This is a genomic window from uncultured Anaerotruncus sp., from assembly GCF_902490045.1.
GTDB lineage: Bacteria > Bacillota > Clostridia > Oscillospirales > Ruminococcaceae > Anaerotruncus.
Window position 1 is genome coordinate 1 of the sequence record NZ_CABUCJ010000007.1, and the last position, 15,523, is coordinate 15,523.

Below are 15,523 nucleotides of genomic sequence, written 5' to 3' on the forward strand. Positions count from 1 at the left end.
CCCGCCGCTTTTTTGTGCTTTTGGCGCGGAAAGGGAGACGCCCGCAAATGGGCAGGGACATCCCGATGCGAAGCGATCCGGGTTCCCCGCGTCCGGCGCGTATATCAAGTTCGTTGACAGGATGAAAGGGCCGCCCGGCAGACGCCGGGCGGCCCTTTTCCACAGGAGGGGAATTGCCGGTCAAAGGAATTCTTCGGGGACCGGGTCGCCTGAAACCTGGGGCTGCTCCCGGAGGTTCCGGCGGAAGAGGGATTTGCTGCCCGTCCGGCGGCCCTTTTTGCGGCGGTCCTCGCCGTCCGCCAGCAGGTAGACGGTCGGGATCAGAACCAGGGTAATCAGCGTCGAGAAGATGAGCCCGCCGATGACGACGACCGACATCGACTGCATCATCTCGACGTTGCCGCCGATGCCGACCGCGGTCGGCACAAGGCCGAGCACGGTGGTCAGCGTGGTCATCAGGATGGGGCGCAGGCGGGTGGGGGCCGCGAAGACCAGGGCGTCCCGGGCGCCCAGCCCCTGCTCGCGCCGCAGGATGCTGGTGTAGTCGATCAGCACGATCGCGTTGTTGACGACGATGCCGACGAGCATGATGAGGCCGATGAGGCTGGTCATCGAGATGGTCATGCCGGTGAGCAGCAGTGCCAAAAACGCGCCGGTCATCGAGAAGGGGACCGAGAGCATGACCACGAGGGAGAAGCGCATCGATTCAAACTGCATGGCCATGACCACGAAGACGAGGAAGACCGCGATTGCCAGAGCGTTATAGATTTTGCCGAACTCGTCGTTCATCGTCTGCATGTTGCCGCCCGCCGCGATGCTTACGCCGTCGGGCAGGTCCATCTGCTGGACGCGGGCCATGATCTGGTTGGAAAGCTGGGTGGCGGAGACCCCCGTCGCGGTCTGCCCGGTGACGGACACCTGGTAATCGCCGTCCTGCCGCTGGATCTGCGCGGGGGCGTTGTTGAAGACGATGGAGGCCACGTCGGTGATCGGCACCTGCCCGCCGCTGCGGGTGGAGATCATGAGGCCGGAAAGGTCGCTGACGTCCTTGAAACGGCCCTCCGGGTACATGACCTTGACGGCATACTCCTGGTCGCTGGTCTGCAGGTCGGCTGCGTTGATGCCGGAGATCATGTTTTTCGCGGTGGAGAGGATGGCCGACGGGGTTGTGCCGATCGCGGCGGCCTGGACCGGGTCGACGATGATCTCGGCGCGCGGGCTGCCGTCGCTGAGGCTGGTGGAGGCCGAGTCGATGCCGTCGAACCCGGCGACGACCGTTTTGATCTCATCCGCGACCTCCCGCAGCGTATCGAGGTTGGAGCCGGTCAGGTTGATCTGCACGCCCCGGCTGCCGAAGGACATCGAGCTGCGCTCCTCGACCTCGACCGACGCGTTGTCGATGCCGGAGGTCTGCTCGCGCATGAGGGTGATGAAGTCGCCGGTGGAAATCCCGCGGTCGTCCCTGAGGTAGACGGTGAGGCTGGCGGAACCGCCGTTGCCGCGCATCGAATAGCTCTCGACATCCTCCTGGGCCGCCACGATCTCTTCCACACGGGTCATGATGGCGTCGGTGGCGTCGATGTCGAGGCCGGTCTTGGTGGTGACGGAGATGCTGATCGACCCCTCGTCGCTCGACGGCATCAGTTCCATGTCGAGCTGGGTAAACATGACGAAGGTGCCCGCCAGCAGGATGACGGCGGCTGCGATGACGGTGAGCTTGTGGTTCAGCGCGGTGGTCAGCAGCCGCTTGTAGGCTCTTTCCAGGCTGTGCAGCCGCCGGTTGACCCACGAGTCCTTCTTCTCCCGCGGCCGCATCCGGGAGAAGAGGAGCGGCACCATCGTCAGCGCCGAGATCAGCGAGGCGGTCAGGGAGAAGACGATCGTGAAGCCGACCTCCTTGAAGAGCTGGCCGGACATGCCGTTCATCAGGGAGATGGGCAGGAAGACGACGATCGTCGTGATGGTGGACGCGATGATCGCGGAGTTCACGAGGTTCGCGCCCTCGATCGCCGCCTGCTCATAGCTCTTGATGCCGTCCTGCTCCTTGAAGCAGGAGTCGAGCACGACGATCGAGTTGTCGACCATCATGCCGATGCCCACGACGAGGCCGCCGAGCGACATGATGTTGATGGTCATGCCGAAGGCCGCCATGAGCACGAGCGCCGCGAAGACGGAGAGCGGCATCGAGATCGCCACGATGAAGGCGGCGCGCCAGTCGCCCAGGAAGGCCACCAGCACGAGCATGGCGAGCGCGAGGCCGAGGACGAGGGACTGGACGACGTTCATGATGTTCTCATAGATCGTTTCGCCCGAGTTGCTGGTAATGGTGATGGCAAGTCCCAGGCCCTGCCCGTTGAGGTCGTCCACCACGCGCACGACCTGGTTGCACACGTCGATCGTATTGGCCGACTGGTTCTTGGAGACGGAGAGCGAGATGTTGTCCATGCCGTTGTAGCGGCTGATGGAGGACATGCTCTGCTCGGCCATCGTGACGTTGGCCACGTCGGAGACATGGATGATGTCCCCCGAGGCCAGGGAGATGGGGATCGTTTCGAGGCTTTCGTAGGTGTCGTAGTTCATGCCGCCCTGGAGCGTCAGGCTGACCTCGCCGCGGTTGATCTCGCCCACGGTGGTGGTGAAATCGGCGCTGGCGATGGCGCTGGATACGTCGGTCATCGAAAGGCCGTACTGCTCCATCTCCTCTTCCCGGAGCTCCACCTGGATGTACTCGCGGGTGCCGCCGCGCATGCTCACCTCAGAGACACCGGAAATCCGCTCGATCTCGGGCACGACGGCGTCCTCGATGTAGGAGTAGATGTTGTTCCCGGTCGCGGTGGTCGTGATCGACAGGTCCATGACGGAGGAGGAGTCCATGCTCATCTCCATGATGGTCGGGTCGTCGGCCGAATCGGGCAGGCGCACCCGCTGGAGCGCCTCGTTGATCTCGTCGTACTTTTCATCCATGTCGGTGTTGTAGTCGAACTCCAGCGTGGTCATCGAGGAGCCCTCCGACGAGCGCGAGGTCATGCTCTCCACGTCGCTGACGGTGGAGAGCGCCGATTCGATCACGTCGGTGATCAGCTCGTCGACCTCCTCCGGGGACGCGCCCGAATAACCGGTCCGGACCATGAAGATGGGCATCGACATCTCGGGCGTGGACTCCATCTCCATGCCGAAGATCGAGGAGACGCCGAAGACCAGCAGGCAGAGCACGCACATGAGCACCGATACCGGCCGTTTAACGGCTAATTTTGGAAATGTCATCGGCGGTTAATCCTCCTGTGCGGCCGTCCCTGCGGCGTCTTCTTGTTCAGGTGCGTCCGGCGCGCTCTCGCCGGCGGAATCCGCGGGGCTGTCCGCGGAGGCGGCGCCCGCGCCGGGGTCGGCCTGCCCCTCGGCAAGCTCCACCTTGGCGCCGTCCTTGAGGTCGGGGTGCCAGGTGGTGATGATCCGGCTGCCTTCGTCGAGGCCGGAGAGGGCGACGACCGTCTCGCTGTTGGACATGCCCGTCTCAAAATCGGTGCGGTGGGCCTCGCCGTTTGCATATGTAAAGACGTAGGCCTGCCCATCCTCGTAGTAGACGCTGTCGATCGGGACGAGCAGGGCGTTCTCCGCCCTCTGGGTGGCGGCGGAGACCTTGACGGTCACGCCCGAAAGCAGCGCGCCGCCGTCGTCCTGGATCTGCGCCTCGATGGGGAAGAGGCCGGTGCTGTCGTCCGCCTTGGAGTCGATCGAGGTGATGATGGCGGCATAGTCGTTCCCGCTCTTCTGGACGGTGACCCCGTCGCCGATCGAAAGCGCGGTCGCCGCGTCCGCCGTGGCGTTGAAGGTGACCGACATCTGGTTCTTGTTGGAGATCGTGAAGGCTGCGGTCTGGAGCGACGCGGTCTCATGCTCGGTCACCGCGCTCGCCTCGATCACCCCGTCGATGGGGGAATAGACCTTGTACTTCTCCAGCTGCTTGGCGCTCTGCTCGAGCGAGAGCTGGGCGGATTTGAGGGAGTTGTCGACGCTCGCCCTGGTGTCCTCGAGGGAGGCGCCCTTCGCGAGGTTGTATTTTTCGAGCGCGGACTCGTAGTTGGTCTGCGCGTTCTTGTAGCTGTTGCGCAGGCTGCGCAGGGTGCTGTCGTCGTCGTTCTCCAGGTCGTTGACCGTCGCGCGCGCCACGCTGTAGGAGCTTTCCGCCTTGGAGACCGCCGACACGAGGTCCTTATAGGTTTCGCTCGACTTGTCGCCGGGGTTCGCCTCCGCGTAGGCGTCGAGCTCCGCCTCGGCCGCGCGCATCGCGGTCTCCGCCTTGTCCATCGCCTTCTGCGCGGAGATGAGGGAGTCCTCACTGTCGTCGTTGTAGTCGCGCAGCTCGATGCGCGCGTTGTTCAGCGACTGCTGCGCGCTCTTGAGGCTGGATTCCAGAGAGAGCAGGTTCGATTCATAGCTGCTGCCGAGGGTGGTGTCGGCGGAGATGACCTTGGAGTCGTAGCTCGTCTGGGCGATTTCGTAGCTGAGCTGCGCGTCGCTGTCGTCCATCTCGAAGAGCAGGTCGCCCGCCTTGACGGTGTCGCCCGCCGTAAAGTAGACAGCCGTCACCTTACCGGCGACCTCGGGATAGACGTTGACGCTCTCGCCCGGCTTGATTTTGCCGATGAATTCGGTGCTGCGGGTAAGGCTCCCGACGGCGGGGGAGGTGAGCTTGACGCTGATGACGCTCTCGCTCATTTCGATTTCGCCGAGGTTTCCGCCCATGCCGCCGGGGCCGCCCCCGCCGGGGCCCCCGCCCGCCGCCAGCACGACGGTGGAGACCGCCGCCGCGGCCAGCGCGACGACGAGGACGGCCGACGCGATATTCTTTTTGCTAAGGAATTTTTTCATGCTTCCCACTCCTATCCCCGGCCGGAGCCGGCGCTGATTTGACAGAGTCAGCCGTATCTTTTCGGCTTTTACCGCCCCATCATATGTCGGGAATGTGTTGGACAGGGCAAAAATCTGTGAATACGCTGTGAATGATGGAGAACTTCCCGGAAATTTCCGGAGCTGTGCGCTCCCGCCAAAAGAGAAAACCTCCGCGGCCTTTTTCTGGCAAAATGGGCAAAAAGTCGTTGTTTTTTTCGGATTCCTTGCCGCGGCGCCGGAAATCCGGTATAATAAGTCATAAGAAAAGTTTCCCGCCCCCAAGGCGGCCTGTTCTGCGACCGGGCGGAAAAGCCCGAAAAACGGAATCGAGTGATCGTATGCTGAAAAAATGGATCGGTCTTCTGCTGATTGCGGCGGCGCTTGCCGGCGGCGGATCGCTTCCCGCCGCGGCCGCCGGGCAGGAGGGCCGCGTCGTGCGGGTCGCCTATCCCATTCAGGCCGGGCTGACCGGCTTTGACGAGTATGGGAATTACAGCGGCTATACCTATGAATACCTGGAGGAGATCGCGCAGTACACCGGATGGGACTATGAATTCGTCCAGGCGCCGGGGACGGTGGACGAGAGCCTGATCGCGCTGATGGAGATGCTGCGGGAGGGCGAGATCGACCTGATGGGCGCGATGCTCTACACGGAGGAGACGGGGGAGCAGTTCGATTACGCCAGTCACAACTACGGCGTGGTCGAAACGGTGCTGCAGGTGCCGTATGATGTGCAGGAGGTCGTCATCAACTCCCAGGTGCAGCAGACCGTCCGGGTGGCGGTGGCGTCAGAGGGCGGCCGGATGCAGCGGGAGCTCGAGGACTACTGTGCGATGAACCTGATCACGCCCGAGTACGTCCTCTGCGGCGACAACGACGAGCAGCTCGAGGCGGTCCGGGAGGGGCGCGCGGACGTGCTGCTGAACACGAGCCTCAACTATCTGGAGGGGGTGCGCGTCATCGCGCGGTTTGCTCCCAAGCCGTTTTATTTCCTCACCACCAAGGGGAAAAACGCGGAGATGATGGAGGAACTCAACTCCGCCATCATGAACGTCGAGCAGACGGACCCCACCTTTTCCAACCGGCTTTACGAGAAGTACTTTACCGCCTCCGGCGCGAACCTCCGGCTGACCGACGAGGAGGCGGCGTACGTCGGCGCGGCGGGGACCCTGCGGGTGGGGGTGCTGACCGAGCAGCCGCCGCTGCAGTACGCGAATGAACAGACGGGGGAGCTCGACGGCATCGCGGTCGACCTGCTGGGGCTGATTTCGGAAAAGACGGGCCTTGCGTTCGAGATGGTGCCCGTCGAATCCCCGGAGGAGCTCTACCGCCTCGCCGAGCAGGGAGAAATCGATCTCGCGGCGGGCGTTCCCTACGACTACGACCTCGCACGGGAGCGGCACCTTTCGATGACGCGCCCCTACATCTCATCCCAATACCTACTGATGATGAAGGAGGAGAACAGCGAGGAGACGATCAAGGGCAAGCGGCTGGCCCTGACGACCACGAGCCCCTACCGCGGGGAGACGATCGGGCAGGTCGTCCGCTACGCCAAGCTGGCCGACTGCATCCGCGCGGTGGAATCCGGGGAGGCGGACTACACCTATGTGGACGCCTATATGGCGCAGTATTTCATCAACCAGCCCCAGTTCCGCGACCTCAAGCTGATCCCCCAGACCTATGAGCCGCAGAGGCTCTGCTACGGAGTGGTCAAACCCGCGCCGCAGGCGCTGCTTTCGATCCTCAACAAGGCGGTCCTGACGCTGCCCAGCGCGGAAATCCAGGGGATCATCAACCAGAACACCCTGCAAAAACAGCCTTTCTCCCTCCGGGCGGTCCTGACGGCCAACCCGATGGAGTCGGTGGCGGCCATCGTCGTCGTCTCGCTGGCCGTGATCGCGGCCCTGCTGCTCTCCCTGCGGCGGCGCGCCCGGGCCAGCCGGGAGGCGGCGCTGGAGCTGAAAAAGCATTTCCGCGTCTACGCGCTGGTAAACGAGTATTTCTTTGAATACAGCTACCGCAGCCGCACGATGTTCGTCTCAGACCCCTCCAAGGACGGCGGCGAGCCCGATCTCCTCCGCTTCGACTATTCCGTGCGGCCCGGAAGCGCGCGGGAGGCGCGGCGGCGGGAGGCATTCCTCAAGGTGGTCCGTTCACGGGAGGACGGCTTCCACGAGCTCCATATCGAATGTATCGACGGCGTGTCCCACTGGCTGCGCATCGCGCTGGAGACGGTCTACGACGGCGCCGAGCCCGCCTACGCCCTCGGAAGGATCAACGTGATCGACGAGGAACGGCAGGAGAAGGATCAGCTGATGGAGCGGGCCCAGCTCGACAGCCTGACCCACGTCTACAATTCCGAGGCGTGCCGGACCCGCGTGCGCGAGAGCCTCTCCCGCATGCGGGAGGGGGAGCTCGGGGCGCTGCTGCTCATCGACATCGATTATTTCAAGCAGATCAACGACACCTATGGGCACATGCGGGGGGACGAGGTGCTCGGGCAGATGGCCGGGCTGCTGCGCTCGAGCTTCCGGACGGACGACGTCGTCGGCCGCCCGGGCGGGGACGAGTTCCTCGTCTATCTGACACGGATCAAAAACAGGGAATTCCTCTTCGACAAGTGCGCCGCGCTCTGCTCCGGGGCGCGCGGCCTGCCGCTGGCGGAGGGCGGCCGCATCACGATCAGCGTGGGCGCGGCGCTTTCCCATCCGGGCGACAGCTACGCCGCGCTCTATCAGGCGGCGGACGAGGCGCTCTACCGCGCCAAAAACGAGGGGCGCGACCGGTTCCATATCGCGGAGCGGGTGGGGACGGAGTGACCGCGCGGCGGGATAAAAAAGGCCGGACCGGCTGATGCCGGTCCGGCCTTTTTTGACGGCGCGTGCAAAGGGCCCCCGGCGTTTGCCGGCGGCCCTGTTCTGCGGTATGGGGCGTCCCGTGTCAGAGCCCGTAGCTCTGGAAAATGTGCTCGTATTTTTGCAGCGTGCGTTCGCCGACGGCGTCGACGGCCGCGAAATCCATGGCCGCGGTGTAGTAGCCCTCGAGCTGGTCGTGCAGGGCCTTGGCCTCGGCCAGCAGGCGGGCGGCCTGCTCGAGCATCTGCGCGGAGGCCTTTTTGTTGAAGGTGATGCGTTTGCGGTGGGCGCGGATCTGCTCGGCGTCGGTGAACCGCCTGGAACGCACGATCTTGTAGGGCTCGACGTCGGGCAGGTGGTTGTCGTTGGCGGTCATGAAGCCGAGCCGGAGGGCGGGGATGAACAGGTGTTCGAGCTTCTCGAACGGGGAGAGGGGACAGTAGCAGGCAATGACGTCCCAGCCGGCCTCAAGCGCCTGGCTGCGCAGGGCGGAAAGGAAGAGGCGGGAGGCGGCGCCGTAGACGTCTTCGACGAGGTAGATGCGGTCGCAGAGCGCCTTGGCGGTGCCGTCGAAGAGGACGGGCCCCTTGTTGGTGACGCAGGAGAGAAAGCGCACCGATTCGCGGCCCTGGCCGCCGGGACCGCCCCGGAACTCGCTGAGCGCGATGCGCCGGGCCGCCTTGACCACCTTGCCGACCGAGGTGCCCTCGAGCGCGATGCGATAGGTGTCGGAAAGTAGGCTCCCCGCCGCGCCGAGGAAGCGGCAGCAGTGCTCATGGCAGCGGCTGATCTTCGCCGACAGCGCCATGATCGCCTCCCGGTTCTCAAAGAGCGCGTGCTCGTCCCAACAGGAGGACAGGTCGACGAGCTGCTCGAACGCGCCCGGATATTTGGGTTCGATCACATGGGCGGGCGGCGCGGAATATAATAACCGCGGGCCGCCGCTCAGTCCGCCAGAAGGCTGACGATTTCCAGCAGCGTGTCGTCGCTTCCGACGTTGCCGGGGAAGATGACATAGGGCAGTCCCGGATATTTGCTCTCGGGACCGGTCATCCAGACGGGAACGCCGGGGGCGACCTGCCCGATGACCTCCGCGCGCCTGACGCCGAGCGCCTTGACGCCCACGTCGCTGGAGGTGATGCCGCCCTTGGCGATCAGAAAGCGCGGACGGGCGGAAATCTTCCGGATGATGCTGGTGACTGCGCTGGAAATTTCCACCGAGATGCGCAGCTGCCCCTCTGGGTCGTCCTTGCCGAGATCGAGCCGGTCCCGGCGGGTGTAGACCACGGCGGTTTTTCCCGCGCGCACGGCGCTGTCGCACAGCGCGACAACCCGTTCCACCTCGGGAGCCAGTCCGCCCGGGGAAAGGATCAGGTGCTGGTTGAATTCGATCCACTCGAGCGGCGCGGCACAGTCGCGCAGCCGTTCCATCTGCCGCGTCGTACGGTTGACGTGCGAGCCGATCAAAACGATTCCGCCGTTCGGATTGGCGGGGTCGGTCAGCTCCTCCCCGCGCAGCAGCGGCCGGTCGGGAACCCCTCCCAGCACCTTGGCGATCGCGGCGGCGCCGCGGATCAGGTATTCTCCGCCGGCCCGGATCGCCCGCGCGAGCGCGACGGCAAAGAGCTTCACGTCCACATAGTCGACGGCGTTTACGATGATCTTATTGAAGCCGCGCGTCGAGAGCAGCTTTTCGGCAACGGCGTCGTAATCCATTGCGCGCAGCTCCTCGACCGACAGGAAGAGCATTTGTCCGGCCGGAAACCGGCCATGGTTTTTTTCCTCGCACCACGCGCCGAGATGGGAAGCCGAGTAGCCAAAGCTCTTGTCCCGCGCGAATTCGGTGTTCCCGGCGGGCACCAGACGGTCGCCCTCCCGGACGTAGTGGATGTTGTCAAAGGTATACCGCCCGCCCTCAAGGAAAAAGGGGATGACGATTTCGCCCTGGAACCGCTTTTCGGTCAGCGCCTCAAGGCCCTCCCGAAGCGTCTCGGTCTCCAGCGGATAGTGGCCGCGCAGCGTGGAATCGCTGCGGCTGATGACGATAAAGTCCCGGCCGGTTTGCGCGGCGGCGTCCGCGATCCGGTTGGCCAGCTCCCGGTGAACCCCCCCGGTCTCCGCCGCGGTGAAGGCGCGGGAATTGGTGAGGATGAAAAACATCGGGCAGTCCTCCGAGAAGGCCTCCAGGAGCGTCTGCGGACGCCAGTCGGTGTAAACGGGGACGTGGTGGACCGTCTGGACGCCGGTGGGGTCGTCGTCGAGGACGACGATCTTGCGGCCCAGGCCGGCAAGCGCCTCGGCAAGGTCGGCGTCGACCCGCGCCTCATCCACCTTGGGATACCGGTCGAGCACCGTGACCGGCAGAGATTCTGGATATTCCATTCAGCAGTCCTCCCTATGTTCTTCCGCGCCGACCTGCACGTTCGCAAGTTCCTCGAAGTAACGGACGATGCCGCAGTGGTCGTCCCCCATCCGTCCGTGCGCCTTGAGCGCCTGCATCACCTCCATGAGCTGGCTGGTGAATGGCATCGGGACGCCGAGGGAACGGGCGGTATCCAGCGCGTTTTTGATGTCCTTGTGGTTGATCGACAGCTTTCCGCCGGGCGTAAAATCGCGCCGGAGGATTTTGGGGAGCTTGTCGTCGAGCACGCGGCTGGCGGCGAGCCCGCCGCGGATCGCCTGGTAAACGGTCCCGGGGTCCACGCCGGCCCCGGCCGCAAGGACAAAGCCCTCCGAAACGGCGGCGATGGTGAGGTTGACGACGACCTGGTTGACCAGTTTGGCGGTGCTACCGCAGCCGACGCCGCCGATGCGGACCGCCGAGCTTCCGACGGCCTCGAAGAGCGGCTTCGCGCGTGCGAAATCCCGCTCGCTCCCGCCGGCCATAATCGAAAGGGTCCCGGCCACGGCTCCCGGCTCGCCGCCGCTCACCGGCGCGTCAAGGTAACCGCAGCCGCGCGCTTTGAGCTCTTCGGCAGCGGCCTTCGCCTGCTGCGGGGTGATCGACCCCATGTCCACGACGAGGCTTCCCGCCCGCAGCGAGGCGGCCGCGCCGCCCTCTCCGAAGAGGACCTCGCGGGAGACGTCCCCATTGGGAAGCATCAGGACGACAATCCCGCAGTGTTCCCCGATTTCACCCGGGCAAGCGGCTGCGGCCCCGCGGGAGACGAGAACGTCCACGGCGGCGGGGTCCGCGTCATGGACGAACAGGGGGAAGCCGTGGGAAAGCAGGTTTTCCGCCATCGGCCGCCCCATGATGCCAAGCCCGATCAAACCGACAGGCTCCATTGCGATGCCTCCTTTACGCGTTAAAATCAATGACTGCCTTGAGGCATTGCCCGTTTGCCGCGTCGGAAAAGGCCTCCGCGCAGCGTTCGGGCGGATAGAGCGCCTCAAGGAACGGCTCGAGCGAAAGCCTTCCGCAGAGCTCGAGCCCCCGCGCGATCGTGTAGGGGGAGTGGAACACCCCCGCGACGATGCGCACCTCCCGGCGAAAGGCGTCGTAGGCGTTGAGGAACCCCCAGTCGGCGCCGCCGAGATAGATCGCCATGCACGCGAGCGTCCCGCCGCGCGCGGTCAGGCCGTAGGCGGCTTCCAGCGCCTTTATGGAGCCGGAACACTCGATGACCGTGTCGAAGCCGAGCCCTTCCGTGATCTGGGCGCACGTCTCGGAAAGATTCCCGGCGGCGGGATCGATCACATAATCCGCCCCCATCCGGAGCGCCATCTGGCGGCGTTCGGGATTCGGCTCGACGACGGTAAGGCGCGCCGCGCCCGAAAGGCGGACGAGCTGCAGCATCAGCAGGCCGATGCTGCCTCCTCCGGAGATGGCAGCGGTGTCGCCGGGGCGGATGCGGCACAGGTCAATGCCGTGCAGGCAGACCGACACCGGCTCCGCCATGGAGGCGCGCAGCAGGTCGAGCGAATCGGGGAGACGATGGACCTGCCGCACGTTGGCAAGGATGTAATCGCTCATGTGGTCCTGCCGCGCCGCCCGGTTGACGCAGAGGTTTTCCCGGCCGTTTCGGCAGTAATGGCAGGTTCCGCAGTAGTGGTTGAAATAGACGGCGACCCGGTCCCCGACCCGGAGCCCGGAGGCCGCCGCCGCGTCCCCCAGCTCGGCGACCACGCCGGAGGACTCGTGCCCAATGGGGGAACCGGGCTGTTCCCGGAAGTCGTAATCCCCGCGAGCGGTGTGCAGATCAGATCCACAGACGCCGCAATAGGAAATTTTGACCTTGACCTCGTCGGGACGGGTCAGCCGGGGCTCGGGCGCGTCGACCAGAGCGATCCCCGGTTTTTGATAGACGACGCGGCGCATGGTCAAGCCTCCCCGTCCACGGAAAATTGATAGATGGTCCGCTGGGTATATTCCTCGCCCGCCCGCAGGACGGGGGTCGGGAAGTGGGTAAGCTCCATCGCGTTGGGGAAGTGCTGGGTTTCCAGCGCGAAGCCCGCGTACTGGCCATAGACCGCGCCGCCGCGCCCCAAAACGTCCCGGAAGGTGTTGCCGCTGTAGAACTGGATGCCCGGCTCGGTGGTGAAAACCCGCATCCTCCGCCCGCTGGCCGGGTCGGTGACCGATGCCGCGAGCGAGAGCGCACCGCGCTCCGCCTTTTTGAGCACGAAGTTGTGGTCGTACCCGTCGTGGGCGAACAGGAGCTGCCGGTGCCCGGAGGCCAGGTCGCGGCCGATGGGCTTGGGGGTGAGAAAATCAAAGGGCGTGCCGCGCACCGAAAGGATTTCCCCGGTGGGGACGACCTGATCGTCGACCGGCGTGTAGAATTCCGCCCCCAGCTCCAGAAGCTGGCCGCAGACGTCGCCGGCGTCATGCCCCGCGAGGTTGAAGAATGCGTGGTTGGTGAGGTTCAGGATGGTATCCCGGTCGCAGACGGCGCGGTAGGAGATCTCCAGCTCGTTTTGGGCGGTGAACCGGTAGGTCACCGTTGTGTCCAGCGTGCCGGGATATCCCTCCTCCCCGTCCGGGCTGACATAGCGGAACTGCATGCCGCACTCCGTTTCACGCGCCTCCCAGAGCTTCGTGTTGAAGCCGCAGAGGCCCCCGTGCAGGGCGTTGGCGCCGTTGTTGGCGGCGAGCGGGCAGGTTTCGCCGTTCAGGGAAAAGCGCGCGCCCCGCAGCCGGTTGGCGTAGCGCCCGCAGGAGGCGCCGAAATATTTCCCCCGCTCGAGGTAGTCCGCGGAGCAGTCGAAGCCGAGCACGACGTCCCGGATGGTCCCGTCCCGTCCGGGGACGCGGCAGGAGACCAGGCGCGCGCCGAAGTCGCTGAGCGAAACCGAGGCGCCGGCATCGTTGGTAAGGGTGTAGAGCGCGGCCCTGCTTCCATCCGGCAGCAGGCCGAAGTCCGATTTTACCATCTGGCTCATACCGGCCCTCCTCAGCGAAGCCGCGCGGAAAGCTCTTCCGCGCAGGGGTCCACCACGTCGGCGCGGACGCCGTCGAGATATTTGCAGGCCTCCATGAGGACGTGGCCGTATTTTCCGTAAAGCCCGGTGCAGTGATGGATGTAGGGGCCGTAGATGAACCGGTGCTCCAGCCGCGGCCAGTCGGGGAACTGCGCCCAGACATACGCGCCCTTGCTGTAGGGGCCGTCGACAGCCTGGCCCTCGCCGATCAAAAGCGAGTAATCCCCGCGCAGCGCGTCGAAGCGGGTGAGGGTGATGTCGCCGCGCTTGAGCTCGAACTGGCCCGCGCCCTTATAGCCCTTGCCCTGGTGGCAGCCGATCGTGACGCCTTTTTCGTTGGCGAGGCTCGGGGGGAAGACGCCGCAGTGCCAGAGCAGCTCGGCGTTGTCGTTGGTGGGGTGGCGTATGGTCAGGTCGGCGAAGAAGGGCGGTTCGGCCGCATGGTTTGCGCCAAGCGCCATGACGGAGGTGATGGCGCCGTGGATGTCGTTTTCACAGGCGATCGGGAAACCGTCGTCGGTGCTGTCGCCCATCAGGTAGCAGGGGGCGATGCCGGAGATGTCGGTAAACGGCGCCCAGCACTGGGTGGCGGCCGCGCAGAGCCCCTCCTCCTCGGCCCAGAGCTGGATCGCCAGCTTCATGGCGCAGACGCGGTCGACGGCCTCGTCGTCGATCGCGATCGTGCGGGCCTTGGCGCGGATGCGCGCCAGCTCCTCGACGAACGCGGGGCCGCGCGATTTGAGCAGCGAATCGAACCGGCGCTGGAGCTCGACGAGCGTGATGGGAACCACCTGCACGCCGAACCGTTCCAACAGCTCCGCCTCGTTACTCTTGACCGACCAGAAGGCGGCGGGGCGCACGCTGATCTGGCCGATGCGCGGGGAGCGCATGGCCTTGACGACGCCGGCTGCCGCAAGAAAATTGCGGACCCCGTTTTCAAAGGCGGGCTCTTCGGTCCGGCAGTTGGTGAGGTAGGTGAACGGGACGCCGAACCGCATCAGCACCTTGCTGGTCGCGAAAAGTCCGCACTGCGCGTCCCGGTAGCGGTAGCCCTCGGGCTGGGGCGCCTCGTCGCGCGGGGCCCAGAGCAGCACCGGCTTTTTCACGAGCGCCGCAAGGCGGCTGACCGCCTCCTCGCAGCCGAAGTTGACGTGCGGGAGGAAGAGCGCGTCGATCTCCTTTTCCGCAAAGTAATCGGCGACCTTTTTGGCGTCTCCGCCCGCGTAGAGGAGCCCCTCCTCGTTGAGAAACTCGATGTCGACGAAATCCACGCCCATATCGCGCAGCTTTTGCTGGATGGCCTGCTTGGCCTTCTGCGCCTCGTCGAGGCGGAAGGCGGTGTCGCTGAAGGTCGCCCTTCTGGTGGGGGCGAGGCCAAGGCGGATATGGTACCGTTTTGCAAACTGCTCTTTCATGATTTCCGCGCGCCGCCCGTCCCGGGGGGCGCCCTCCTTTCAAATCAGGCCGTTACCAGGCCTTGTTTTCACTTCTGACAAAGTCGCGGATTTTGATTTCAACCGTCTCCTGCACGGCGTTCCACGCGCGTTCCAGCGCGTCGGGCGCGCAGTCCCCCACCGTCTCGTTGGTCAGCGGGTGGTCGAGCCCGAGGGATTTCAGGAAGGCCGTTTCCAGGTCGGTGGCGATGTTCACCTTGCTCACGCCGCCGCAGTCGAGCTCGGTCGCCCGGTGGATCATCTCCGCAGGGACGCCCGACGCGCCGTGCAGCACGAGCGGTATGTCGGTATACGCCCGGATCTCACGGATGCGCCCGGTGTCGACGCGGGGCTTTTTGGCGATGTAGGCGCCGTGGGCGGTGCCCACCGAAATCGCAAGGGCGTCCACGCCGGTCTTTTCCACGAAGTATCCCGCCTCGCGCGGGTCGGTGTAGAGCTCGCTGTCGTCCCCGTCCGTCTCGATCTGGTCGTTGGAGGCGATCTTCCCGAGCTCCGCTTCCACGTTTGCGCCCCTCTGGTGGGCGTATTCCACCACCTCGCGGGTAATGGAAATATTCTCCTCGAGCGGAAGCTCCGACGCGTCGATCATCACCGATTCAAAGCCCTGCTCGATCGCATCCTTGATAAAGGCGAAGTCCTTCGTGTGGTCGAGGTGGAGCGTGACGGGCACCGAGATGGCAAGCTCCTTTAACAGCGCGCGGTGGCGTTCAGCGAACTGGGCGGGCGTCGCGTGGTAGCGGCCCAGCTCCCGCTGGGAAACCTGTACGATGATGGGGGAGTTTTTGGCCTGCGCCGCCAGCAGAACGGGCCGGATCGCGCGCAGATAGCGCGGGGAAAAGGATCCGACGGCATAGTGCCCGGTGCGGGTGTTTTTGACGACTTCAGTCAGCAGCATGGATA

The 15,523-nt window shown here is 65.0% G+C and carries 10 protein-coding genes; 1 reads left to right on the forward strand and 9 read right to left on the reverse strand.

Annotated elements, in window-relative coordinates; all coding sequences use genetic code 11:
- Positions 1–180: 180 nt before the first annotated feature.
- Together RDM88_RS01555 and RDM88_RS01560 are read right to left on the reverse strand one after the other, a co-directional pair.
- Positions 181–3,264, reverse strand: coding sequence for an efflux RND transporter permease subunit (locus tag RDM88_RS01555; RefSeq protein ID WP_308752537.1), 3,084 nt, complete (start codon positions 3,262–3,264; stop codon positions 181–183).
- A 6-nt stretch (positions 3,265–3,270) separates the two neighbouring features.
- Entirely contained in the window at positions 3,271–4,869 is a 1,599-nt protein-coding gene (locus RDM88_RS01560; RefSeq protein ID WP_308752539.1) for an efflux RND transporter periplasmic adaptor subunit, read from the reverse strand.
- A 359-nt stretch (positions 4,870–5,228) separates the two neighbouring features.
- On the opposite strand from RDM88_RS01560, the gene RDM88_RS01565 reads away from it, so the two are divergent.
- Positions 5,229–7,709: a diguanylate cyclase gene (locus RDM88_RS01565; protein ID WP_308752541.1), complete on the forward strand. Its 2,481-nt coding sequence runs from the start codon at positions 5,229–5,231 to the stop codon at positions 7,707–7,709.
- 121 nt (positions 7,710–7,830) lie between these two features.
- Here the strand turns inward: RDM88_RS01565 and RDM88_RS01570 are convergent, their stop codons facing one another.
- The 7 genes from RDM88_RS01570 to RDM88_RS01600 are packed head-to-tail and all read right to left on the reverse strand — an operon-like array spanning position 7,831 to position 15,518.
- Positions 7,831–8,649: a hypothetical protein gene (locus RDM88_RS01570; protein ID WP_308752543.1), complete on the reverse strand. Its 819-nt coding sequence runs from the start codon at positions 8,647–8,649 to the stop codon at positions 7,831–7,833.
- A gap of 41 nt (positions 8,650–8,690) precedes the next feature.
- Positions 8,691–10,127, reverse strand: a complete 1,437-nt coding sequence (locus RDM88_RS01575) for a four-carbon acid sugar kinase family protein (protein WP_308752545.1) — start codon at positions 10,125–10,127, stop codon at positions 8,691–8,693.
- The gene (locus RDM88_RS01580) at positions 10,128–11,033 is read right to left on the reverse strand and encodes an NAD(P)-binding domain-containing protein (RefSeq protein WP_308752547.1); all 906 of its coding nucleotides are present in this window, start codon (positions 11,031–11,033) and stop codon (positions 10,128–10,130) included.
- Between the two features lie 13 nt (positions 11,034–11,046).
- Entirely contained in the window at positions 11,047–12,066 is a 1,020-nt protein-coding gene (locus RDM88_RS01585) for an alcohol dehydrogenase catalytic domain-containing protein (protein ID WP_308752549.1), read from the reverse strand.
- A gap of 2 nt (positions 12,067–12,068) precedes the next feature.
- Complete coding sequence (locus tag RDM88_RS01590; protein WP_308752551.1) at positions 12,069–13,130, reverse strand: aldose epimerase family protein; 1,062 nt, start codon at positions 13,128–13,130, stop codon at positions 12,069–12,071.
- Positions 13,131–13,141: 11 nt separating this feature from the next.
- The gene (locus tag RDM88_RS01595; RefSeq protein ID WP_308752553.1) at positions 13,142–14,584 is read right to left on the reverse strand and encodes an L-fucose/L-arabinose isomerase family protein; all 1,443 of its coding nucleotides are present in this window, start codon (positions 14,582–14,584) and stop codon (positions 13,142–13,144) included.
- Positions 14,585–14,636: 52 nt separating this feature from the next.
- Positions 14,637–15,518 carry a class II fructose-bisphosphate aldolase gene (locus RDM88_RS01600; RefSeq protein ID WP_308752556.1) on the reverse strand — a complete coding sequence of 294 codons (882 nt, stop codon included), beginning with the start codon at positions 15,516–15,518 and terminating at the stop codon, positions 14,637–14,639.
- Positions 15,519–15,523 lie beyond the last annotated feature (5 nt).

Bases quoted from the DNA above. Each gene is read 5' to 3' on its own strand.
- RDM88_RS01555 (WP_308752537.1), bottom strand. From the start codon at position 3,264: ATGACATTTCCAAAATTAGCCGTTAAACGGCCGGTATCGGTGCTCATG.
- RDM88_RS01560 (WP_308752539.1), bottom strand. From the start codon at position 4,869: ATGAAAAAATTCCTTAGCAAAAAGAATATCGCGTCGGCCGTCCTCGTC.
- RDM88_RS01565 (WP_308752541.1), top strand. From the start codon at position 5,229: ATGCTGAAAAAATGGATCGGTCTTCTGCTGATTGCGGCGGCGCTTGCC.
- RDM88_RS01575 (WP_308752545.1), bottom strand. From the start codon at position 10,127: ATGGAATATCCAGAATCTCTGCCGGTCACGGTGCTCGACCGGTATCCC.
- RDM88_RS01580 (WP_308752547.1), bottom strand. From the start codon at position 11,033: ATGGAGCCTGTCGGTTTGATCGGGCTTGGCATCATGGGGCGGCCGATG.
- RDM88_RS01585 (WP_308752549.1), bottom strand. From the start codon at position 12,066: ATGCGCCGCGTCGTCTATCAAAAACCGGGGATCGCTCTGGTCGACGCG.
- RDM88_RS01590 (WP_308752551.1), bottom strand. From the start codon at position 13,130: ATGAGCCAGATGGTAAAATCGGACTTCGGCCTGCTGCCGGATGGAAGC.
- RDM88_RS01595 (WP_308752553.1), bottom strand. From the start codon at position 14,584: ATGAAAGAGCAGTTTGCAAAACGGTACCATATCCGCCTTGGCCTCGCC.
- RDM88_RS01600 (WP_308752556.1), bottom strand. From the start codon at position 15,518: ATGCTGCTGACTGAAGTCGTCAAAAACACCCGCACCGGGCACTATGCC.